This window comes from Mesonia sp. K4-1 (assembly GCF_008017825.1).
Classification (GTDB): Bacteria; Bacteroidota; Bacteroidia; order Flavobacteriales; family Flavobacteriaceae; genus Mesonia.
The window spans coordinates 22,481-47,318 of the sequence record NZ_VRLS01000057.1; the positions used below are offsets into that span (position 1 = coordinate 22,481).

Annotated in this window: 10 protein-coding genes; 8 read left to right on the forward strand and 2 right to left on the reverse strand. The window is 32.9% G+C overall.

Annotated elements, in window-relative coordinates:
- Window positions 1-18 precede the first annotated feature (18 nt).
- The 6 genes from FT986_RS10285 to FT986_RS10310 all read left to right on the forward strand — a co-directional run bounded on the left by FT986_RS10285 (window position 19) and on the right by FT986_RS10310 (window position 18,182).
- On the forward strand, window positions 19-3,441 hold the full coding sequence (locus tag FT986_RS10285; protein WP_147864967.1) for a hypothetical protein: 3,423 nt from the start codon (window positions 19-21) through the stop codon (window positions 3,439-3,441).
- Window positions 3,431-4,177: a hypothetical protein gene (locus FT986_RS10290; protein WP_147864968.1), complete on the forward strand. Its 747-nt coding sequence runs from the start codon at window positions 3,431-3,433 to the stop codon at window positions 4,175-4,177. Before FT986_RS10285 ends, FT986_RS10290 begins: the two co-directional genes overlap by 11 nt.
- Window positions 4,178-4,260: 83 nt before the next feature.
- Complete coding sequence (locus FT986_RS10295) at window positions 4,261-4,836, forward strand: hypothetical protein (RefSeq protein WP_147864969.1); 576 nt, start codon at window positions 4,261-4,263, stop codon at window positions 4,834-4,836.
- A gap of 247 nt (window positions 4,837-5,083) precedes the next feature.
- Window positions 5,084-11,173 carry a hypothetical protein gene (locus tag FT986_RS10300; protein ID WP_147864970.1) on the forward strand — a complete coding sequence of 2,030 codons (6,090 nt, stop codon included), beginning with the start codon at window positions 5,084-5,086 and terminating at the stop codon, window positions 11,171-11,173.
- A 10-nt stretch (window positions 11,174-11,183) separates the two neighbouring features.
- The gene (locus FT986_RS10305) at window positions 11,184-17,459 is read left to right on the forward strand and encodes an Ig-like domain-containing protein (RefSeq protein WP_147864971.1); all 6,276 of its coding nucleotides are present in this window, start codon (window positions 11,184-11,186) and stop codon (window positions 17,457-17,459) included.
- 60 nt (window positions 17,460-17,519) lie between these two features.
- Window positions 17,520-18,182: a hypothetical protein gene (locus tag FT986_RS10310; protein WP_147864972.1), complete on the forward strand. Its 663-nt coding sequence runs from the start codon at window positions 17,520-17,522 to the stop codon at window positions 18,180-18,182.
- 295 nt (window positions 18,183-18,477) lie between these two features.
- Here FT986_RS10310 and FT986_RS10315 read toward each other — a convergent pair whose 3' ends face one another.
- Entirely contained in the window at window positions 18,478-19,809 is a 1,332-nt protein-coding gene (locus FT986_RS10315) for a tyrosine-type recombinase/integrase (RefSeq protein WP_147864973.1), read from the reverse strand.
- Between the two features lie 597 nt (window positions 19,810-20,406).
- On the opposite strand from FT986_RS10315, the gene FT986_RS10320 reads away from it, so the two are divergent.
- On the forward strand, window positions 20,407-21,585 hold the full coding sequence (locus FT986_RS10320) for a hypothetical protein (RefSeq protein WP_147864974.1): 1,179 nt from the start codon (window positions 20,407-20,409) through the stop codon (window positions 21,583-21,585).
- A gap of 534 nt (window positions 21,586-22,119) precedes the next feature.
- Here the strand turns inward: FT986_RS10320 and hisS are convergent.
- Window positions 22,120-23,490 carry a histidine--tRNA ligase gene (gene hisS / locus FT986_RS10325; protein ID WP_147864975.1) on the reverse strand — a complete coding sequence of 457 codons (1,371 nt, stop codon included), beginning with the start codon at window positions 23,488-23,490 and terminating at the stop codon, window positions 22,120-22,122.
- A gap of 99 nt (window positions 23,491-23,589) precedes the next feature.
- On the opposite strand from hisS, the gene FT986_RS10330 reads away from it, so the two are divergent.
- A complete protein-coding gene (locus tag FT986_RS10330; protein ID WP_147864976.1) occupies window positions 23,590-24,831 on the forward strand; it encodes an ABC transporter permease in 1,242 nt (413 codons plus the stop codon).
- Window positions 24,832-24,838 lie beyond the last annotated feature (7 nt).

Consider the following 24,838-nt stretch of genomic DNA (forward strand, 5'->3'; position numbering starts at 1 on the left):
AATTTAAAAATATAAAATATGGCCACTAATAAATATGAACCTAACTCACATTTTTTTGTAGACCACGCCAATCTCTCTGAACCAATCCCTGCGAATATATCTACGGATGCTTACGGGCCGGTAGAGGGCAATGAAATAAGCCAATATAGAACAACCTCTTTTATTAGAGCTTCTTCCAATTCAAAAGTTTTTGCAATATGTGACGGGCATATTTTAATTCAACCGTGTGATGGAGATAGTAATAAGGTAAATTTAATATTAAAACCTACCGCTTCATACTCACCATTTAAAATCAAGTATTTTATTTATAGGGGAGTTGATATAAACGACCTTATTGTGGGTTTTGATGTAGCACCACAAACAGCTAACTCTCCGGAGTTTATAAAAAGAGTTTGGAAAGCAAGTAATGATTTAGCAGAAGCATTAGGCGAGCCTTTACCTTCAAATTTAGATGCTAAATTTATAGGTTATGATTTGGGCATACCTGATGATGAATTACTGAGTTATGTTTTTTTCGGAGGAGGGACAGTAGACTTTAATCTTTACAATATTCCTAAATGTTTTAAAGGAGAACTCATAGGGAATTTTACAAATAAAATTGGACTTGATATTATTTTGGATTATGGTGATTATGAATTAGATTATGAAGAGCAATTGTTTAAGTTGGATTTAGGATATGCCCGCAAACCTGAACATGTTTTCGATGTTTCTACTATTACAGGAGCCATTAAACAAAAAAGATATAGAGAATATATACATCAATTTATTGACGCCGCAGCTTTTTGGGGTTCACATATAGATTGCGGGAAGATTTCTTTATATAATGCTAATACTATAACAAACACTGAATATATCTATCCCGTTTTAGTAAGCAAGTATCAAACAGCGAATAGACTATATCTTTATATTCAAGCTGAAAGAGGACGGTCTCTTAATTTTTACGGAACTTATCCAACAAACAATGTGCATTTTGAGTTAGAGGATTCTAGCCCCAATCCTAGTTCTAATTATCTACCTTATTCCTTTGAAAGTTGGCCAATTCTTATAAAAAAATTTACACAAGATGTAAATACGGCAATAAATAAAATAGATGTTAAATTGGCTTATACCCCTGACCCAAATGTTACCCAATTAGATAGACATCAAATCACACACGTGTTAATGTCTAATTGGTATCAAAAAGATAAAGAGAATCCGGAAGAAAGCTTTGTGTCTCGAACTTTTTCTCAAAGTTTCATTAGTTCAGATATATCGTCAACAGAACAGTCATCTGTGTCGAATATGATTGTAATTACATATTTTAGTATTGAGGACAATCCAGAGATACCATATTATGATGATCTTTTTGGTTTAGTTAATATTGAAAGTGTTTTAGCTCTTCCCCAAAATACATCTGACAAATTTGGTTATTGGACAGGATATATCCAGAAAAGAGCCTTAAACCTGAATACAATTAATAGGTTTAAGAACTCCATTATAAATACCAAAGTAGTTTTTGATAAAGGAAAAAATAATTCATCTCTAGTAAAAGAACGAAGATTGTATATTTCAGAAACTGTAGATCTTACAGAAACAGAATCACAATTTATAATGAGCAAGATTACATCTGAATATAAAAGAGACATTAAAAAGAGTTATTTTTTAGACTTATATGGAACTCCCCATTTTGAAATATATAAAGGAGAATTAGATGACTCAGGAGTTGTTAATACACTAACTTTAGTAAACACAAAAAATCATTTATTAAAACAGTCCTTTTTTCAATTAGGAATTTTGGAAGAAGAATATAATAAGTTAATCTATGATAGCCTTACAGTTCCTGATCCACTTCCTTCTCCTCCACATATACCTATAGGGATTTCAAAAATATTCTTTCATTTGGAAGAAATTTCAATATCAAGTAGTTTAGACTTTAGAAAATTTAAGTTGGGGTTAAAATATGAAAATACATCAGGAAATATAGAGGTTAAGTATCCGTCAAGTGCAAATACCGTTGATATGTATACAATTGATGGGTTTTTCTTTTTCTCTCCGGGGTATAGTGAATTTCAAGACCTGTATAAAACGTTTGCAAAAATTTCTGCCCATTTTAGACCATTGACAAATTGGACAGGGGAATATGGTTTCGATTGGATAAGGGTAAAAGATTCAGGGCTTAATGGAGACAATACAGATGACAGAAAGTATTTTAATATTTTAGGTCATTATTATGACAACTCCAATCCACCTAAAAAAGTTCCCACTGACCCTTCGCCTAATGATAATTTTCTAAGAGAAAAAACCGAATGGCAGGCACTTCATAGAATTTACCCTTCCTATGCTAAATTATCGACCAACTATAATTTATTAGATACGTATTCTCAATATGGAAGCTCCTATCTATCCCTTTACCCTTCATTAAGCACGAATGGGATTCCAACTCCATTTCCAAAACAAACTTCCAATCAAATAGATAAATGCTTAACAGAACGCTTTTTAAACCTCAAAATATACATTGATAGCAGCCCAAGTAGCTTGAAGATTCGTTTTGAAAAAGATCACTTTGATATTAACTCAATACCGTTATCAGACACTACACTGATACCTGATATTATCGATCATCAAAGATACACTTGCCTAGAAATCAATGATAAATCAACGGGAACAAATGATATTGAGCTTAGAATTAAAGCATTAAAAGAGTTTAAAGAAGATAAAAAAATACAGGTTTTAGCCACTGAAAATGGCAATGAGAATTTAGCAGGGGAAATGCTTGTAAAAGCAAATACTAAATCATTAAGAAGGGAAGTGAAAATCTTATTTATAAATGTAGAGTCGAACCTTTTTAATAGTGGAGAAACAGGAATTCCAAATTCATCTATAGCGGAAGCGCTTGAAGATATGACAACAGCTTTTTTTAATCAAGGACTTACAGATGTCATACAAATTACAAGCTTAAATCTCAATTTAACAGATTCTGCTGGTAATACCTTTTTGAATAATTATGTAAATTCAGGGAATTTTCATTACGGTAATGGTAATGATTTCCACCTTGAAATTTTTAATCGACTAAAGAATGATCCTAACGTTAACTATTTGCCAGAATATGATGATTATGTAAAAGCTTTCTTTTTTGGCTTTAGCGACATAAAACCTAATGGTAATGTAGTTGGTGGTGCTGCTGACCCTCAAAGAAGAGATATGGCCGTAGTGTGTGTATTTGAAGATGGTACTACAATCATAAATGGTCTAATAAGAGAAACAACCGCACATGAACTACTGCATGTAGTAGGGTTAGATCATACTTTTAATGCTAAAAACAACTATGTTTTTAAGCAATATATTACTGATAATATAATGGATTACTACTATCCTAATACAAGCCCTAACAGGCGTGTAAGCATATCCACATATCAAAATGGAATCTATAAGAAAAATAATAAGATAAGCTATGAGCAATAAAGTATTATACATTGTTTCCTGCTTTACTATGGCTATACTATTAGCACAATGTGCTCCTGCCATTACAAAGAAATACATAAATAAAAAAAATAATCAGGTCATGGAAAAAATAGATGTCAACGCCTTATTAAAGGCAAAGAGAATAGAAAACTCTGAAAAAAAAGTAGTTGTGGAGAACAAAACATATTTTCCTGATGGAAGAGTATCCAATCTAGACTACTATGAAGAAAACTATAAAACAGGAAAAACAACTACCATATCTTGGACTCCAACCCGAATAAGTAAAAGAATATACACTATTGACTCTCCAATTGTCCAGATATATACTTTTTATCCAGATGGTTCTCTAAAAGCTCAATATGATAAATATGTGGGGAATATAACCAAGGGTAGAAGCATGGGGGAATTTATCTTTTCATCTGGGTATGATGTTGTAATTGGAAAGCTTTATCTCTACGATGAAGACGGAAATATAGAAAAAGTAACAGATTACGATGAGAAGTACCCGTTTTCTATTGAACAGGTTTTGAAATTAATGAAAGAAAAATATGAAGCAAACATAAAATATATGAAAATAAGCCAAAGAGGATTGGGAGTTCGAAATTTTGATACCGACAAACCTTATTGGGAAGTAGTATATACAAGTTCAGAGAAACGTGGCGAATGGCTCCTTCATATAGATGGAAAAACCGGAGAAGTAACTGAAAAGGGAGAGTTTATTGTACATGAATCATAAAGATTAAATTATGCTCCACTAATTCATTGTCTTATCCTAATTGATTAGATGTCAATATAAAACGAGAAATTCTTTTATAACAGATGAGAAGTAAAACAATCAATAAATACGTTTTAATAGCAATAAGTTTTGTTTTTATTCAGTGCAAAGCACAACTTACCGAGGAGTATATTAATAAAAAAAATAATCAAATTATGGAACGATTAAATATAGATAATTTTAAAAAAAATAAGGAAATAAATACCAAAGAAAAACAGGTTTCGGTAGGTTTTAGTGAAAGTTTGGGTGATCCAAAATTTTATTTTTCATATTATAAAAAGGATAAAACTATAGGAAAAGAAATAAATATTTCTGGAAACAAAAAAGCAGGTTATAGAAAGGAAATTACTTACGAAGATTGTCCCTATCAGGAAAACCTCGAGTTTTATCCGAATGGTAATTTAAGGCGCAGAGTCACGAGCTATATTGGTGATTTGAGGAAAGAAAAGGACGGTGTATTGAGAAGACCTCATTTCTCCTTGACGCCCTTCCCTGTTGGGAAAGGATACAAATATAATGAGAACGAGGAGATAATAGAAGAATTTGACTATGATAAAGGATATAATGTTTCAATTAAAGACTTAGAAAGAATACTTCTCGACAAAAAAAAATATACCTAAGTAAAGATGTAACGGATATTTCAAAATATTCACATAAGCGAATTTCAGGAGTAGTATTTGTAGGCTGGAAAGAAGAGCATACGGGATATTGGTTTATAAAATATCAAAAGCAAGGAGATACAGCTAGAATAATTATAGTAAGTGGTAAAACAGGAGAGATATTGCAAGAAGGGGAGGCTATCGGAGTTGAGAAATAATAGGGTCAAATCATTCAGGGAAAATATTAAATAGTAAAAAAATTGAAATTATGCCAAGCAATAATAATCCATATTATCCAGTACTTACTGACGTGGTTAGTTCTGAAGACTTACCCGATATTCTCGGTTTTTTTAAAGATGGCATTCAAGAACTTTTTAGTGATGTTTTCTATAAGAATTTTCAATTTTCCAAAAGTGTAAATGGAGACATTGCTTTTTATAGCCTTGATATTGTAAGTGCTAAAAAATTATCTATTGAGTTGCCGGGAACAGGCATTTTTTTAGTACTAAATCCCGATTATCAGGATTACAATATATCTGCTTTTCCAATTACAGTATCTTGGGACTGGAAAATATTGAGGTATAAACGATTTTTTAATATTGATAGTTTTTCTTTTTCAATAAATGATTATCACTATTTATTAATAGATATTTTTGAGATTAGTGAATATGATGCTTTAGACTTTACGCTAAAACGATTTGTTATATCAAACAGTTCGACTACTTCCCGAATAGAGCAATTAGTTGAGGATTTAAACAATTTCTACAATATATCTATAACGGTACCAACAAATCCAGAAACTGAAATTGAAGAAATTATTTTAGAGCTGCACCAACAAGCTAACGTTACTACATATCAGGCTGTTTTTACTTTGTATATAGGTGTTGGGTCTTTGGAAGAGCAAGAAAACAGGTTGGATGATTTTTTTTCAGAATTTATCCCTGAGGATATTCCAACTTTTATCAAAGAAGTAATTTTTCCAAAAATTAGGGCAACCCTTGAGCTTTCTGCAGGATTGGAATTTCCAAGAAATATTTTGAAACCTGTTTATGATGCTAACGGTAACAATACTTATGATTCTAACGCCACAGGAGGAACACCTTTTGATATAATTCCTGAAGACGGAACAACCGGATACCCTAAAGTGGTTTTGCGTTTTGCTGAAGCTCTGTTTTATGCGGATACAAAACAAGGATTGGGGTATAATATGGATATAGCCCTTAGCACGAATGTTCCTGCCCAAATTGGAAATACAGGATTAATTATCGATTTCCAAAACTTAAAAATAGATTTGAGTTCAACCCAAAATTTTGCAGAAGCAAATTTGCAAGGGCTGTCATCTGAATTCATGGGAGTCTATACAAGTTATACTGTTATTGTTTTACCTAAAAAATGGTTCAACAACATTGATAATTCTACTTTACAAGTAGCTGGTTATAATATGCTTATCGGTACAGGAGGAATATCGGGTACTATTGCTTTGGAAACCGTCGGTGGACAACCGAACAATGGGGCAGCTTATATGGATATGAAAATTGGCAATTGGGAAATTGGCTTCAACCATTTTGCACTCACCTTCAAACAAAATTCAATTACTGACTCCAACATAGGCGGAAGATTAAAAATCCCAAAACTTAAAGATGCTCAAGGTAATGAAGCAGAAATATACTTGAATGGTCATCTAAATGAAGAAGGTGATTTTAACCTAACAGCCTCAGAACCAGAAGGGATTCCTTTAAACTTATTCAATTTTGTAACCTTCAATTTCTTAACCCTAGAACTAGGTAGGGAAAACAATGAATTCTATCTAGGCACTTCGTGCCAAATCTGGTTTGATAATCCTATAATGGCAAAGCTACTCGATAACCAGATCATCGAAATTCCTCAATTACGGGTATATGACAATGGTACGGTAGAAATTGTAGGGGGTAATGGTTTTATTCCTTTGAGTATTTCCTTAGACCTTGGGCCTATTGAAATGGCAGTAACAGGCGTTCATTATGGTTCTTCTCAGCTAGAGTATAATGGCGATATCCGTAAATACAATTACTGGGGTTTTGATGGTGGGGTTAGTTTAGATCCGTTAGGGCTAGATATTCGTGGTGATGGAGTAAAATACTATTACACCACAGATAATGATGAAAAAGATGAAAATGGGAATCTTAAATATACGAGTGGAGATTCATTTATCCATATCAAAACATTAGAGATAGATTTGGTAATCCCTGGCAACGCAAGTCCAGAAAATGCCGTTGCCATTATCAATGGAATGTTATCGCTCCCAGATCCTGGTGAGTCTCCAGAATATATAGGAGAGATTTCGTTAAAACTTCCAAAAGCAAAAATTGCAGGAGGAGCATCAATGAAATTACAACCTAGACATCCTGCTTTCATCATAGATGCTTATATAGACCTTCCTGCTCCTATCCCACTTGGCCCATTGGGTATATACGGGTTTAGGGGATTATTAGGTTATAGTTATGTAGCCGAAAAAGAGGCCGTAGGACTTGTCTCAGGAGAAGACACTTGGTATGATTATTATACTTATCCACCACGGGGAGTGCATGTTTCCAAGTTTACAGGACCTCCAGAAAGTCAAGATTACAACACCCCTGTTTCTTTAGGAGCAGGAGCTGTATTGGGGACTAGCTTTGATGGTGGTTCAGTTATTTCAACTAGGGTAATGCTTGTGCTTTCATTGCCTACTTTATTTATGCTAGATGGTAGGGCTTCTATACTAAGTGCAAGATTAGGACTCGACAGTACCAACGAACCCCCATTCTTTGCTTTCTTAGCGTGGGACGATAATTCAATCGAGATGGGTATGGGAGCAGATTTTCAACTTCCTTCCAGTAACGGCTGGATTCTAGATCTTTATGCTCAAGTAGAAGCTAGTTTTTTCTTTGATTATCCTTCGAGTTGGTATGTCAATTTTGGTACTAAAAACAACCCTGTTACAATCAAACTATTTAAAGATATTATCAATTTAAATGGTCAAGGATATTTAATGCTGTCGGCACAAGGTATAGAAACAGGTGCTGGAATAGAGTTTGATTTAAGGAAACGATTTGGCCCGGCTAAAGTACATTTATATGCTTACCTAGAAGTTGGTGGTTTTATAAGTTTTGAGCGTCCACAAATTGGAGGGTATATTGCTGCGGGAGGTGGTATCGATGTAGATATATGGAAAATAGGTATATCAATTAGTCTTAGCGCATTGTTCTCTGCTGAGGCAACAAAACCTTTCTTGATTTATGCAGAAATAAATGTAAAAGGCTGTATAAAGCTTGTATTTGTTAAGTTATGTAAATCCTTCACGGTCAAACTCAAATGGGAAAAAAGCAAAACTGTTGATCGCTCTCCTGTTAATCCACTCCCTAGTAGCAGAAAAAAAGAATTGGTGAAAGGGGTACACATGCTCACCAACCAAGAGTTTGAACTCAATGATTTTACCAGTGTGCCTTCACACACAGCTATAGATAAAGTGATTCCTTTAGACACGTACATAGACATCAAGACACAAAAAGGCTTGATCCCAAGTGCCATTTCTGATAAGATTGGAGGTTATACTTTTGGACCTCAAAAGGCTGTCGATTTAATCCCTCCAAGAAAAACCGTTCGGGGTGGTCTAGAAATGCGTCAAGTAAAGCACCGTTATTTTATTGAAGATATAGAGATAAAAGCATGGAATGGCTCTTGGCAAGATTACCACCCTTTTGAAGCAGTAGTAGAAGAAGCTGCTAGATCTCAAGTAGAAAATCTCAAAATTGGTTTTTGGCAACTTAAAGATAAACAATACGACACTATACGCTTATTAGCTACAGCTCCTTTTTCTTATATGGAAGCAGGAGAACCGGGTTGGCATATCCCAGAAGTGTATGGACTCACTCCCTCTACTTTGTACTGCAAAGAAACTTTAATAGAAGAACGTTGCGCTAATGTTCTTAACAAACCTCCAGGTAGAAGGTATTACCCTCCAACGCAATATAAAGGTAACTATATCAATGGAGTTTATTTCACTTTATTGGTAAACCCTGGATACACCATTGTTAATAATGCAATAGTACCGATAGAGGATAATTATATGGAAGTGACCAATGCTTCTAATATTCACGGTTTTGCAAAATCACTTTCATTTCAAAACCATAATGAGTTAGTCATTCTTCTTCCAGAAAGCTCTGTAAGTGTAAATTTAATGCTCACAAGCTTAGCAAAAGGAGTAAGCATTCAATATTACAAATCGCTCATAAATAATAGCAGAAGTCTAGTACAGTACCAATTAGTTGATCAAGAATACAAAACCGCTACTCAGCTTAATTCAGTAGTGGAGTATTTTAATGAAAACGAGCCTATCAGCAAAATAATTATCAAACCTGATAGCTCCAATATGATAGCTATTAAGAATATCGAAAAACAAATTGCTCAATTATTTAAGACCACTTATGAGGAAGTAGATGGCTCAGTAAATATTACCGAACCTAATGATACTGAGTTATATGATCAACTAATCACACAATTAGAAGAACTGAAAAATGAGGGTTGTACTCAAACAGAAAGTGAATGCCAAAAAGATGAAGCTTTATGTGAACTATATACACAATTACTCACTTTATATGAAAACTGTTTCATTTTTCCTATTAATGAAGAACAAATCAACCTTATTTATGAAAATCTAGAATGTTATCGAGAGTTTTATAACATCATTATCAATTTCCACGATGCCAATCCAGAACTATTTGATACTTATTATAGTTTATTAGACAGCCTTTTCGCATTATTTGAAAGATATCCAGAAGAATATTCTCCTGATGAAATACTTAGCATTTATAACGAATTGAGAGAAATAGCTATCATAATTCTAGATTACATTAGAGAAACAGGTCAATGTGATTGTGATGATGATACGCCACAATTAAATTGTTCCACAGCGCTTCAACAAATTTGTTGGTTATCGCAAGAAGATCACCAATGGAACGAAACAGTACCAGGTACACAAGCAATTGAAGAGGATTTTGAAGCAATGATAGAGGGAATGGAAAAGGAAGCACAACCTATTTGGAGACCCAACACAACCTATTACATTAAATTCACTTTAAAAGATGAAGTAGATGATGGGGAAAGTACGCCTGGAAATTTCAATTTATATTATGGTTTTAAAACAGTAGGGCCATTAGGACATTACCATAAAAACCCACAGGCAGATTACCTACCGTCTGGAGCAAAACCAGACGAATACCAACTAACTTCATTAAGATCATATATAGATTATAACCGTTCTTATCCAAATGCCGATGGGAATCTATTAAAGTCTAAACCTTTGTTTTACGGAAACGAACAATGTAAAATTGCAGTATTTTTCAGCAAACCGTATACAGAACATATGTTTCAAATTTGGCATTTATATAACAATATGGAAGAACTGAATGGGCAATTACATATCGCAATAAAAGATCCAGTAACTGATAAAATCATTCCTTATCCACTTCCTGCAAATTATAGTGAAAAAACAGTACCTATTCCTAATCAATTAGGATATCAATGGAGCATTGATGATAATCCGTTACTTCCTCCTCACATCCAAGTAATCAATAATATGATTGAAAATGGAGAATTGCCATGTGAAATTGATTTAGGAGATTCTATTAAGCCAAAAAGCAAGTACTTTAATGTAACTCTAACCAATTTAAAACCACAAAAATTGTATACAGCTTTACTTTATAATGCTTTTGAGCAAACTACAGATAATGTGGTTAGCGAACAAGTACATGAGTTTGTGTTCCAAACGTCAAGGTATCTCAATTTTGAAGAGCAAGTAAACAGTTATATAATGGTCGATGAAGAAACTTCAACTCAAAAGCAAGCTGTATTTGAATTAAATAGAAGCTTAGCTTCTTCGGGTATTCAAAAAGCATACGATATCATCATCAATCCCAATGCTCAAACCAACGATTACCCATTGGCTGACCGATACCAACATTTATTCGATAGAATCATAGAAGGGGTTTGGGAAATCACTCCAATTGATCCGCCTGTTAGAACAGAATTTATAAAAATAATCAATAGTGATACGCAAGAAGTGATTGCGATATGGCTTAGAAATCCAGAACCTTTCAATAACCCAAAGATTCCATTAAATGAAATCGAAGATACAATAGCAATTATCAACAGTTCGGGCAATATAGACAACAACTACAAAGTGTTATATAATAAAGACTATGCACAGGCTTTAATCATGCACAGTAGCTTAGAAATTACAGCTTCAAAGGTAAATGTTAGATTCCAATATAAAAATTGGAATGGTGATGAATATGAAATAGTAGATACCATTCAAGTACAAAACATTAGTTTAAACGATTAAAAAAATAGCAATGGCTTACGTCAATTTATACAATTCAATAAGTAACGGATATATTCGTCGGTTAGTAAGATTAGGGAACTACAACTTTGCGTTGGGTTGGGTAGCTTCCAGTCAACCTTACCTAGCCAAATACGACACCAATGGTAATTTAATTTGGCAGAAAAAATATAACATTTCAGGAGTTGATAATGGAAATTGGATTTGGGATAAAGCCCACTTTACAGATATCATAGAATTAATAAATACAGGAGAATTATTGGTATTAGCAAGTGATCAAAGTAATTTTTTTATCTTAAAATTAGCGAGTAACGGTAACCTCATTTCTAGTAAAAAAATATACGATAAATCTGACACTCCTCTTGCATATAATGGTTTAAGTGTCAATGCTAGACTTTTTAAACTACACGAAGATGCCATCGTATTAAAGATAACAGATATTCATTCTCAAAATGGTAGTGTAAAAAGAATAGATCACTTATTTTATAGAATTGATACTATAGAGGTTGCTGTGATTGGTGCCAATAAAATAGTATCTCAAAACCCTGTATTACTCATTAGGGACGAACAAGTGAGTGAGAATAATTTAGTGTTATATGGAAATAAAAGAGATCAGGGGATAATCATTAGTATAGACGCAGATTTAAACCTAGTCCAATCCTCAGCTTTATATTACAATGGAGAACTAAGAGGATTTAATAATTTACACATCTATACCGTAAGTCCTGTTCATAATGGAAAATATGCCGTGATGGGTTCTTATTATCATTATGATCCAGATGGTGGTGAAGACGATTTGCTTTCATTTACCTTAAATACGCGGGAGAATGAACTTATCATAAGAGACGTTATAGCAGTGTTAGCAGAATATACAGAACCACTTCCAGACCGTTTTAACAGATTCTTTATTGCAGAAATAAGCCAAGATCATAGTACGATCCTCAATGAAAAATTATTGGAAAAAGAGTTTTCTCCTACATATCAATCCGTATATACAAATACCCAAGGTATATTTTTTAGTGTGGGAAGTCAACTATATAAATGCAATAACAATCTAACAAATACAGATTGGACAAAAAAGATTATAGTACCAGAATTGTCATCAAACTTCAGTTTATTACTCAACAAAAGTATAGGGAATTCTTTTGATGCTTATGCAAATAAAGCAATAGGAGGTAAATTTGCTGTTGCCTCAACATCCCTCAACTACGAATCATGTAAAACAGAAGTTGTAGATGATGAAGTAAGGCTTATTAACCAAAACTTTGCAATTACAGATTTAGCGATAGATATGGAAGGGCATGATCCATCCGAATACGATAATCCTTCTGTAAATGTAACCACAATCAACAATGATTCTGAAGAACTCTGTGAAGACGAGGGTCCTATTCTCGACCTCGAAAATAGCACTATTACAGCAAATCCTGCTGTAATAAATGCAGATGGAAGTTCTACATCATTAATTATCGTAACACTTAAAGATAATCAAGGAAACACTATCAACCCTAGCAGTTATACGGTTCAAATAAACACAAATGCAGGTACTTGGGTAAATGCGGTTAACTCTTCTGGTAATGGCATGTACACCAGAACTTTACGCTCTACAGTGTTACAGCAAATCGCCATAGTCAACTTTTCTGTTTCGGGTATTGGCACAAGTCCTAACACAACCAACGTTCAATTTATTGCTGAAGGAGAGGGAGAACCCATAACTATTGAGGAAGGTTTAACAAGTATCCAATCAGACTATTTATACTTACAAGCTACGGGCTCAGAAGGAGCCGATAGTACAGAAGGAAGACATTTAAGATGGGCGCTTCGCGGAACCCTCGGAGAAAAACATTTACCAAAAGGAAATTATGCTTCCAACAATGTTAACTTTAACAAATCAGAGGATTTTGTAAAAATTTATAAAGCAGCTTATATAAAAAAAACGGTTAAGCTAGACCTTAAAAACCAAAACCCTGCTGTAATAGATGACACCAATCACCTTTGGATATATCGTTTATACGAACAAGAAGAGTTTTATATTTATTTTAGAAATACAGTAAAATATAATCAAGTAAGAGCCTCTATCAACCCGGTTTCTAATGCCCCTCAATTTATCAATAATTACGGCAGCGAACTTATTGAAGTTGAAAGTATTAAAAAACCTTTCTTTGCGGCGACTTGTAATTTCTCATCGGTAACCTCAGGGGCACAGCTTAAAGTAGAAACACTTTCAGTAAGCACTTTAGACATCAATGCCTTTAAGGTAGTTAGCAACCGAAAAGCCATAAATAACCCTCAGTTAAATAATTCTCTGGAGTTAATAATGGAAAACGGAAGATCAATTCGTTGGCAAATCAATAATGCAAAACTAGACTCTATAGATTTTGAGTTTTATGAAAATACTATCCAAGAAGTAAATAATACAACGGGGTGGACGCTCATGGGAGATTTTGCTTTAACCGAAAATGATTCGGTAGCATTCAGCCAATTAGAGGCTTCTCCAGGGGATGTAGATAAGTTGTGGGAGCAATTTAATACAGAAGCGCTGGTGAAGGTTTCAAATTACCATAAAAAATGGAATGCAACACCTGAACCAGGTGACCGAAATATTAAACAAGTAGTAAATAAATACATCCAATTAAGTGATAATATAAACAATCCTCTTGCTGAAGAAAGTATTTCATTAGGAAATGACCCTTCAGATCCAGATGATTATATGCATTTATCGAATTTAGGAATGCTTAACTTTTTAGCCAATGATTATCATATGGCGAGGATGTTGGGCTTGGGGATATTAGACACAGATATCACTTCACCAATAAATAAATGGTTATATATTGCAGAATATTATACCACAGCAGACTTAGAAGATGGTTTAGGAGAAAGAGATGTACAGCATTTGTATATGAGTCTTCCTACCACCAACCAAGATTTTAGACTGCCAGCAGCAATAGATTTAAAAGATATAGTACCAGGCATTTTCTTCCAAGGAGATAATAATTCGTCATTGACAGACGAAGATGGTTATATCCCTAATGGGATGGCGAGATATGTAAGTTTATATACTGAAGACTTACTGGAAGATGATATCAACACACCCTTTTTCATCACAAATAATGAAATCAATCTAAGTATAATCACCACACCTGTTTACGGAGGTCTAAAATACCGTTTGGATAATGGAGATTGGGTGAAACCAGAATTATCAAATAATCCAGATTATTTGCATGCAGCTCCTCCAGGAGAAAATGAGTTTTTTGAAACAAGGTTTATACTCATCCCTGAACCTCTAAAGGCATATTATACTCATAAACAATCAGCAAGTGGCACACATAAATACAAATCTTATGGTATCAATTGGTTTTCTAGAGTAAAAGTAAGCTCTATAGAGCTTCAAATCAACACACTCATAAAACAACAAAATCCGCTACTGGCTCCATCAAACACTAATGCTTTATTAGTAAGAGAAGAAAACCCGCTATTTCTAACTTCAAATATAGAACAAGAACGTTTATCCTTGATCAGTGATGGAAATGATAAGACTTTAATAAGGCTAACCTATGATTACCATTCCTTTCACGAATTAAAAAATTACAATGTCTCTGTAGATTCTCCATATAACAACCAAGACTTAATCAATTTAGTAAATGATCCACAAGTGCTTTTTCCAGATAATGAAGAGATTTTTGCGGAAGAGATAGATATATTTTTTAGAAATCAAATGCCTAAAAATATTACAGGAAAAGCACTTACGGTAATAGATCATAGTTCTCAAGAAGTTTTATCAGTAATAACTACGGGTTCATATACCCTAGTTTCTACAGGCGAATCAATTACTCCCATATTAACTCCGGGAGAAGAAAATAACTATGTGGGCGGGGTGTTTGTTTCAGGCAACAACAAATATATCATACATAGTGTTACGCAGGGTGTTCAAGGTCCCACATTAACTGTGTATAAAAAAGAAATTAGCGATTCTATAGTAAATGGCGGCATACCCACTATTCCTACAGATAACATTTTAGAAGCTCCTATTTTAGTTACAGATGGACTGTTTATGGCGATAGAAAATATGCAAACACCTAGCACATGGGGCAATTTAAACCCCCTAACTTATAAAGTGCAAGTGGGTGACAACTGGTCTATACATCGAGAAGTAATTGAAGAGATTGACGACGCAGGTGAGACCATAAAAAAAGTCGAAAAATCACGTGGTATTTGGGATAATGCTACGGTTACTCCCATCGATGAACCCATAGCCGTAAACCCTAGTGATCCTGATAACCCTATTATGGGCTTCAAAGGTTTATACAGAATCGAATTTGATAATTTTATATTAAATCAACACCCACAATTTAACAACACAGGGGTGTCTACAGAATGGTATAAAGGCATTGTCAGAATTTTCACTGAAGATGCTGTAGCTCCTACTGTTCCAAAAAATTCAAGAAAAGTACTTCCAGTAATGAAAATTGAAAATATCGATACTGGTAACAAACTTGTTGTGTTTATAAAAGATCCTACTTACGACGATGATACCAACTATGATAAGATTCAAACAGGAGCAAGTATTAGTGTGAATTTCTATCCCGGCTATAAAGTTTACTTTTATGAAAATGAAACTTACGGTTTAACAGAAGAAAATATTCTTCCGGCAGAAGGTGAAGGTACACGATATAGTATTTTTGGGTTTAGAAGTAACGATCTTAATGAAGGCCATGTATCAAAAATTAGTACCCCAGCACCAATGTTCGCTCAAGAAATAATAGAAGCACTGCCTCCTGAACAACCAGAAGGAGCACTTTATGCTACACGACCAGATTTCTTCGGACGATCTACCTATACATTAACTACAGAATATAAACACAAACCACACGGCGTTATATTTTATCGCGCCAATGATGAGGCGCTGCTCAATGCTTTATACGAAAAATCTACTGTAAAAACCATTAGGGAAAACTTAGAAACACTAGGCGGCAACGATGAAGAATATTTAGTGAACCGTTGGGAAAATTTTTTAGATTTTGGAACGCTTGGCAACGATGGTGATTATACCATATACCCGCCAGCAGGAGTTTCTCCAGATGGCTACAAGTTTCCTAATCCCGACAAACAAGCCTTCTTTGATTGGGCTAACCAAATTCTTACTGATTTAGGAGGAGGACAAACTATTTCTGATCAACCAGGTACTTTGCAGGTAGGTGACCCTAAAATTATTGGATTTGTAAAAGGAGCTATTTATAATGCTTTTGTTTCTTTAACAGAGACGCCTGTCTTGTATCAATACATTAAGGGTAGTAATTATAAACCTCAAGACAAGCCACAAGTCATAAAAGACCGAAATGGGCATACTATTCCTCCAGGAAGTCCCGATTTTGAAATGGCTCCAATGATGAAAGTCACAGGTACTTCTCCCCATAAAACCTTGTTTACAGATTTTAAGCTAGATGGTACTTCAAACAATTTATATTTTTATGGAGTAAAAGAATTAAGTTCGCAAATGAAAATGAGTGGGTTTAGTCCTTTCCTAGGGCCTATAAAATTGGTAAACACCAATGCTCCTGAAGCACCAGAAATAAAACGCATTGTCCCTGTATTAGAAAATGCTGTACTCGGGATAAACCCAAAAATCCAAATAGAAATAAACGCATTCCCAAAGGTTCAGCAAATAAGAAAAATAAATATTTACCGAGCTTTTTCTTTACTTGAAGCACAATCAATCTTATCGATGCAATTAGTCAAAGTAATTGATTTAGAAGATGGGGCAATCATCGACGAACCAATTTGGACAGTAGCAGACAAATTCGAAGATTTAGCAGAAATTCCTTATGGAGATGGTATTTTCTATAGAGTTACCGCATCAAGAAAAGTAGAATATGCAGAAGCCGATGGCACAGTAGTTTTAGAGTACGCCCCTTCACAACCTTCAAAAATTGTAGCAAGTTTGATAGTTGAAGTAAATACTCCATCAGCTCCAACCCTAGATTATACTTCTACTCCACCCGATGCAAATGACGAAATTCACAACGTGATATTAAATTGGGATAAAACGGCGTATAAAGCAAAATACCACCTTTATAAAATGAATAACCAAGGAAATTGGTTCAAAGTATACCAGCTCCAAACAAATGATAATCAAATATCTCTTGGATTAGTCAATACAGATTTGCAATCTGGTATTCTAAATTTAACCAATAACGAGGGTGATCCAGTATATCATCACTTTAAAGTAGTAACAGAAAATACTGCAGGGGTATTAAGTACAGAAGAAAAAATTTTTACTATTCCAAGCAATTGAATTTATAATGGTATGCTTATTGATAAAAATACCGTTATAAAATAACAAAAAATAAACTTTATGAAATCATTTAAAATTTCTTTCCTATTAATAGGAATAACTTTGATAGGTTTAGCTTCCTGTAGCAAAGACGATTCAAATAGTGATGACGACCCAAATTTAGACAACGAATGTGAAATCACTACTATCGCTTCCGCTGAAGCAGCAACAAATTTTAGTGATGCCAACGATGACAACTACACTAATCTATGCAATGATTATAAAGCTGCATTGGAGGCTCAAATCGATGCTTGCGGAGACCCCAACGGTAATATTCAATCAATAATTGATGATTTGGGAGACTGCAGCCAAGACCCAGAACAAAATGTACAAGGGGAACTAAGTGTGACAGTGGGCACACTTCCTGTTGATTTTGAGATCATCTCTATTGTTTTGGAAAATGGTTTAATAAAAGTTAATGGAGAGGATACTTCATCTTCTTCTCACAAAATGTATTTTGAAGTTTCTGAAGATGTAACAGGTGAAGATGCTATACAAAATTTTCAAATAGAACTTAATGGTACTATTTATTATCCTTACAATGAAGGAAGTCAATTTGATTTTACTTCAGAAATAGAGACCAACTCCGATGGGGTGTTAGTAGGCTCTTTTTTCAATGTTGTTACCAGTAACGAAGGTGCAGATATAAGTTTATCAAACGGAAGTATTGACTTAGAATATTAAATTGCCATAAAAAGCCCTCCACTCAACTGGGGGCTTTTTAATTTCGCTAACAATAATTAGAAAAGATCTTAATATTTTGAGAATAAGTAGGAATGGAAACCTAACCTATATAATATACAAGATCAAAAAAGTTTTACTGTCGTTTTAAGCAGATTTAAAATTCGCTATTAGAAAGTAGTCAAGTCAATGTTGGATTGGAAGGTTTTCCTCAAAAAGACGAATTAATTAATTTTCTTACCATAAAAATTAATATACAAATTTATGAGTATGAGATTAGAGATATTTTGATATAATATTAAAAATTGATAACGCTATCCAATGCTTCATCAGCATCACGATGAATAAAATTAGCTTGATAATTCAAGGTTGTTTTTAAATCGCTATGACGATATAATTTTTGCAGCATCAATGGATGAATTTTATCTCCTGCTAAATTTCCAAAACTATGCCGAGCAATATGATTTGATAAATTCTTCTTGATATTACATTCTGAAGCAATTAGCTTCAAATATTTATTTAATTTTTTCGTAGAACTTTTTACTTTTCTATATATATCTTCAGGATCGTTAATATTAGCATGCTGAATTAAAGGAAATACATAATTACTGTTATTGTCCTTATTTTTTTTATAATTTGCTAGAATAGCTTCGGCCTTAATTGGTACTTTAAAACTTAAAGGCTTTTCATTTTTATGCATGACGTAATAAAGACGATTATCTTTAAAGTCGGACCATTTTAATTTGAGAATGTCAGATATTCTTATTCCAGCAAAATAGAATGCTACTAACCAAATATTTCTAGTATGCCACATAATTGAACCCTCTTCTAACTGAAGCAATTCAATTTGTCTAATCTCTTTCCTATTCAATCCAACTTTATTTCCTGATTTCAGTTTAATTTTTTCTTTATTGCCTGCAAAAGGATAATATTTTATATCGACTACTCCCTCTTTAATTGCAATATTAAATAAAGTTCGTATAAAAATAAGTTGATTCGTAATTGTTCGTGTTTTTTGTCCAAGGTATGAGGAACAAAACGTTTTATAACGTTCAATAAACGATTGATCAATATCTTTAAAATCCAAGCTTTTCTTTTTTTTAAAATAATTGACACCATCCAGAAAAGAGTTTTTTGATTTTCTTGCTCTACTGATTCTATCATTTCTTCTTTGTTTAATATCCTCAATGATTTTTGATTTACTTTTGGTTTTAATCAAATTCAAAAACTCCTCAATATTAAACAATATTGATAATTCAGATTTAGCAACGGAAAAAGTTCCTCGATCATATTTTTGCAATATTCTTTCAGTAGCCAAAAGAAAAAATGATTTTCTAATTTTAGCGCTAATAATCTTTTTTTTTATTTCTTTGGGAGAGACTTCATTATTAGATTGAAATGAGATATTATGTGCTTCTGTTAATTTTTTTCTTAAAAAATTATTTAACTGTTGAGAATTAGGGTAACTACGTTTTACTAATCCTGTTTCTTTATTCCAATGCTTTTCTAGTACATATTGTCCTAAAAAACAGTAATTAGTTTGATAGTTCTCACTTATTCTTAAGGCAAGCGGTGCGGTTCCGTCCTTACGTTGTTTATTTTTGCGCCTAACAATTTTAATAGCTGCCATGATGCTAAATATTTATATTTGATAAATATAAGAAAATACTTAAAAAAAAAGGGTACAGAATAGGTACAGAATAAGTTGATTTTAAATATAATTATTTAATGATGTTTAAAATTAAAAAACTGAAAGTAATTATATTACAATGCAATTACAGAATTATGATACGCTAATTTTCAGGTTCATAACCCGGAGGTCCCGAGTTCAAATCTCGGTCTCGCTACATAGATTACAAAAACCCCTGTACTTACGGGGGTTTTTAGTTTTTACCACGAAATACTGGTTCATATTTGGTTCAATCTATTTTTAGCTACTTTTTTAAGACGGCTAAAAAATATGGAAACTTCTCAAAAAACCACTTCACAAAAGCTCCTCTACTTTTTTTGGTAACACAAATCACAATAATTTATCTTATTGATAATTAGATCTTTTGCTATACCTAAACGTTGATTAAAATGTCTTGTATTAATACTCCTTGCACAGTGTTAAATGGAATTAATATAGCTATCAAAATAGTTTTCTGTGAATAAGATGTCTATAACTTTTTAAAAAAGTTTTATATGGAAGGGTTATCTTTATGGGAAATAAATAATATCAAATTTAATGAGTAATTTTAAAAAAATTAGGCTTCTTATTTCTCGCCCAAGTGATGTTAAAAATGAATTAGATTCTATAAAATTAATCACAGAGGAAATTTCTAAAACATTAGGTGATCAAAATAATTATATATTAGAATTAATTAATTGGGATCAAGATACATATACCCAAATTGGTGATGATGCACAAGATGTCCTCAACAAACAATTCAAAAATAAATATGAAATTCTCATTGGCATAATTTGGTCAAAAATAGGTACAGAAACTAAAAGGGATAAATCCGGAACAGTAGAAGAAATAAATTTAGCTATATCGAATCCCAACAAGGAACAATTAATTTACTTCAATACACAAACACCAGGAGACATGTCAAGTATCGACCCCTATCAATTAATAAAAATTAATGATTTTAAAAAAGACTTACAAAACAAAGGTGTTTTATATAAAGAATATAGTTCTATACAAAAATTCGAAAGTCTCTTTAGACTTAATTTAATTAATTTGATTAATGATAAATTTATTAATAAGAAAGAATCGAAAGTATTAGAGGTCGAAGTTTTAAATGAAGAAACTACCAATGATAAATACGCCCATATTACTAAAATTATTGAAAAAGTAGATAATTATGATGAAAATAATATGGATTTAGATTTATATGATACTGTTCGAATTGCTAAATCAAATCTTGATTTAGTTACTTCTTCTTTAAATTCTATTACTGAAACTATGAATGACTGGACAACTACATTAACCAATAGAACAAAAGAGATATATCAAATTCAAAAAATTAAAGATAATAGGCTTAAAGAAAAAAGACATATAGCTTTAATAAATGTTGTAGCCAATGAATTATTAGATTTTAATAATAGAATAAAAAATGAAATCTCAATTTTCTCTGAAAATTTCAGGAAAGTTGGAACTTCTTACTCAAAAATAATGTTAATAGCTAAAAATTATGATGAAAAAGAACTTGAAAGTATAAAACAGGGAGCTATGGAATTAAGAAATAATTCCGAGTATTCGCTTGAGAGTTTAGGAGGTTTATTAACTACTATTATTGAGTTGCCACCATTAAATTTTAAATTTAATAAGGCAAGAAGAGAAACTGAATTGACTATTAGAGAATTAACTTATGAGACATTAGAAGGCATTAAACTTTTAAATGCGGCTTTAGATAATGAGTAAATTTGCAATTACAATTGATGCACAGATAAAAAAATTTAACTATTGAGGTTTAATTTTTGACACTGGGAAGTAAAAAAAAAGGAAATAAATAAAACTATTAAAAAATTAAAATGTCTACTCACTTTAACTTAAAACAGATACATTAATTTATTTGTAAGAAAAATAATAAGAATAAAGAAATTAAGCGTAAAAATTAATACTCTATAAACGTATCAGAAGTAAAAAAAAATTTAAATAATTAAACTTTAATCTATCCATTTCAAACTAATGTGATTTAGTGTAGATATAAAAGTAATTAATTCAAACTACTAACTATTAATCTTCCTGTATTTTCTTCCGCGTAAGCCTTATAATTTTCTCTTTCAGCTTAGAAGATTATCACATCACTCTAGCTGAAATCAAAATATTCTTTTATTTACATTAAGTCAAGCTATATTTTTATTGATGCTCTAATTATTATTTAACCCAGTTAGAACACAGCAGCTTTAACCACATTAAAAAAATCCCGAACAATTGTTCGGGATTTTTTTTTAATTATTTGATGGTGTTAAGCATTTCCTCTAGAGTTACGGTAGATTGCTCTCCAGATACCATATTTTTTAAGGTAAACGTTTCTTCTTCCATTTCTTTGGTTCCTGCTAAAACTACAAAAGGAATATTACGCTTATTAGCGTGATTCATTTGTTTTTTCATTTTAGCAGCATCAGGATACATTTCGGCAGCGACATTTTGGTTTCTTAATTCTCTTACCGCTTTCATCACGTATAGCGCTTCTTTTTCTCCAAAATTGATAAAAATGATTTGTGTATTTGCTTCCGCGGAAGCTGGAAATAAACCAAGTTCTTCTAAGACCAAATAAATTCTATCTAAGCCAAACGAAATACCAACTCCGCTCATATTTTTAAGTCCGAATATGCCTGTAAGGTCATCATAACGACCTCCACCGCCTATCGATCCCATTTTCACATTTTTGGGAGCAGCAACTTCAAAAATAGCACCAGTGTAATAATTAAGTCCGCGTGCTAAAGTCACATCTAAATCTAATTTAGCTGTTTTTAAAGGCATCGCTTCGATGGCTCGCTGTATAAACTCTAATTCTTCTATTCCTTTTTTTCCTTCTTCAGAAGAGTTTAAAATAGCTTTTAAGCCTTCAATTTTAGTAGAGAAATCTCCAGTTAGAGAAAATATAGGCGTAATGGTTTTTATCGCTTCCGCGGATATTCCTTTAGCCTGCATTTCTTTAATGACACCCTCTTCTCCTATTTTATCTAATTTATCTAATGCTACGGTAAAATCGATGAGTTTATCGCTTTCTCCAATCACTTCGGCAAAACCAGAAAGAATTTTTCTATTATTAATTTTTATAGTTACCCCCTCCAAACCTAAAGCAGTAAATACAGCATCATAAAGCTGAACGAATTCTACTTCTTGCCAAAGGCTATCGCTCCCTACTACATCTGCATCACACTGATAAAATTCTCTAAACCTTCCTTTTTGCGGACGGTCTGCACGCCACACGGGTTGTATTTGGTAACGTTTAAAGGGAAATTCAATGTCGTTTTGATGTTGTACTACATATCTCGCGAAAGGAACAGTAAGGTCATAACGCAATGCTTTTTCTGAAATTTGCGGAGTAATGGCTTGGCTATTTTTTTCCGCGAAAGCGTCATCATTTACTTTCTTAAGGAAATCTCCGCTATTGAGAATCTTAAAAATAAGTCGGTCCCCTTCTTCTCCATATTTCCCCATTAAAGTATCTGAGTTTTCAAAACTGGGAGTTTCTATAGGCTGAAATCCGAATTTTTGAAATTGAGATTTGATGGTAGAAAAAATATAATTTCTTTTACTAACTTCGACAGGAGAAAAATCTCTTGTTCCTTTGGGTATTGTTGGTTTTTGTGCCATATCAAAATTTAAAGTCACAAAGATAATTAAACAAAAGACATATTTTAAGTAACTTTTAAAGCTTAAAGTCGTCTTATTAACAACGCTTAACCTTAACTCATGTTTTCATTAGTCAAAGAAAATATAAAAATAGCTTTAGATAGCATTAGAACACAGCTGCTTAGAACTATTTTAACTGTTTTAATTATCGCCATTGGTATTACTGCTCTAGTAGGTATTTTAAGCGCTGTAAATGCTTTAGAAAATACAATTACGAGTGATTTTGCTTCTATGGGAGCCAATACTTTTAATTTACAACGTTATGATTTTACGGTGCAAACCAGAGGAAGTGGCGAGGTTCAAAAAATTAATCCCGTGGTTACTTATCGAGATGCTAAAGAATTTAAAGACAATTTTATTTACCCAAATACCAACACCTCTATCTCATTTACAGGAACTTCTACAGCCGAAATAAGGTACGGAAAAGAAAAAACCGATCCTGAAGTAAGCGTTTTGGGGGTAAATGAATATTTTTTAACCAATTCTGGGCTAGAAGTAGAAACAGGAAGAGATTTTTCTTATTTTGATATTGAAAATAATGTAAGCGTATGCGTAATAGGATCTGATTTAAAAGATGGTATTTTTAAAAATATAGACCCTATAAATAAGACCATTAGTGTACGTGGTGCGAAATTTAAAGTAATTGGAGTTTTAGAAAGTAAGGGTTCGACTTTTGGAAACAATCAAGATTTGCGTGTTTTAATTCCTATTCAAAAAGCACGTACCTTATTTAATTTGGCAAACACCAACTACAATATTAGCGTAAAGGTTGATGATAAGGAGATGATAGAAGGCGCTCAAGATGAAGCTATTATTACTTTTAGAAAAATTAGAAAACTACAACCTAAAGAAGAGAACAATTTTGGACTTGAACGTAGTGACAGCCTTTTAAATGAAATTTTTAAAATCACTGGCTACCTAGATGCTGCCGCTTGGATCATTTCTATTATCACCATTCTAGGTTCTTCTATAGCGTTAATGAATATTATGTTGGTTTCGGTAACCGAAAGAACTCGTGAGATTGGTGTTAGAAAAGCCTTGGGAGCTAAAAAGAATACCATTGCATTTCAGTTTTTTAGCGAAACTATTATTATAGGTCAGCTTGGCGGAATTTTAGGAATTATATTAGGGATGCTAATCGGTTATATTGTGGCTGTAAGTGCCGATTTTGATTTTAGTATTCCTTGGGGAGCTATTATAGCAGCAACTATTATTTCTTTAGTTATTGCAATACTTTCTGGAAGTTACCCTGCTCTTAAAGCTGCTAAACAGAACCCAATAGAATCTTTACGTTATGAATAATAGAGGC

Bases quoted from the DNA above. Each gene is read 5' to 3' on its own strand.
- FT986_RS10310 (WP_147864972.1), top strand. From the start codon at position 17,520: ATGAAATCATTTAAAATTTCTTTCCTATTAATAGGAATAACTTTGATA.
- FT986_RS10315 (WP_147864973.1), bottom strand. From the start codon at position 19,809: ATGGCAGCTATTAAAATTGTTAGGCGCAAAAATAAACAACGTAAGGAC.
- FT986_RS10285 (WP_147864967.1), top strand. From the start codon at position 19: ATGGCCACTAATAAATATGAACCTAACTCACATTTTTTTGTAGACCAC.
- FT986_RS10300 (WP_147864970.1), top strand. From the start codon at position 5,084: ATGCCAAGCAATAATAATCCATATTATCCAGTACTTACTGACGTGGTT.
- hisS (WP_147864975.1), bottom strand. From the start codon at position 23,490: ATGGCACAAAAACCAACAATACCCAAAGGAACAAGAGATTTTTCTCCT.
- FT986_RS10305 (WP_147864971.1), top strand. From the start codon at position 11,184: ATGGCTTACGTCAATTTATACAATTCAATAAGTAACGGATATATTCGT.
- FT986_RS10290 (WP_147864968.1), top strand. From the start codon at position 3,431: ATGAGCAATAAAGTATTATACATTGTTTCCTGCTTTACTATGGCTATA.
- FT986_RS10320 (WP_147864974.1), top strand. From the start codon at position 20,407: ATGAGTAATTTTAAAAAAATTAGGCTTCTTATTTCTCGCCCAAGTGAT.
- FT986_RS10295 (WP_147864969.1), top strand. From the start codon at position 4,261: ATGAGAAGTAAAACAATCAATAAATACGTTTTAATAGCAATAAGTTTT.
- FT986_RS10330 (WP_147864976.1), top strand. From the start codon at position 23,590: ATGTTTTCATTAGTCAAAGAAAATATAAAAATAGCTTTAGATAGCATT.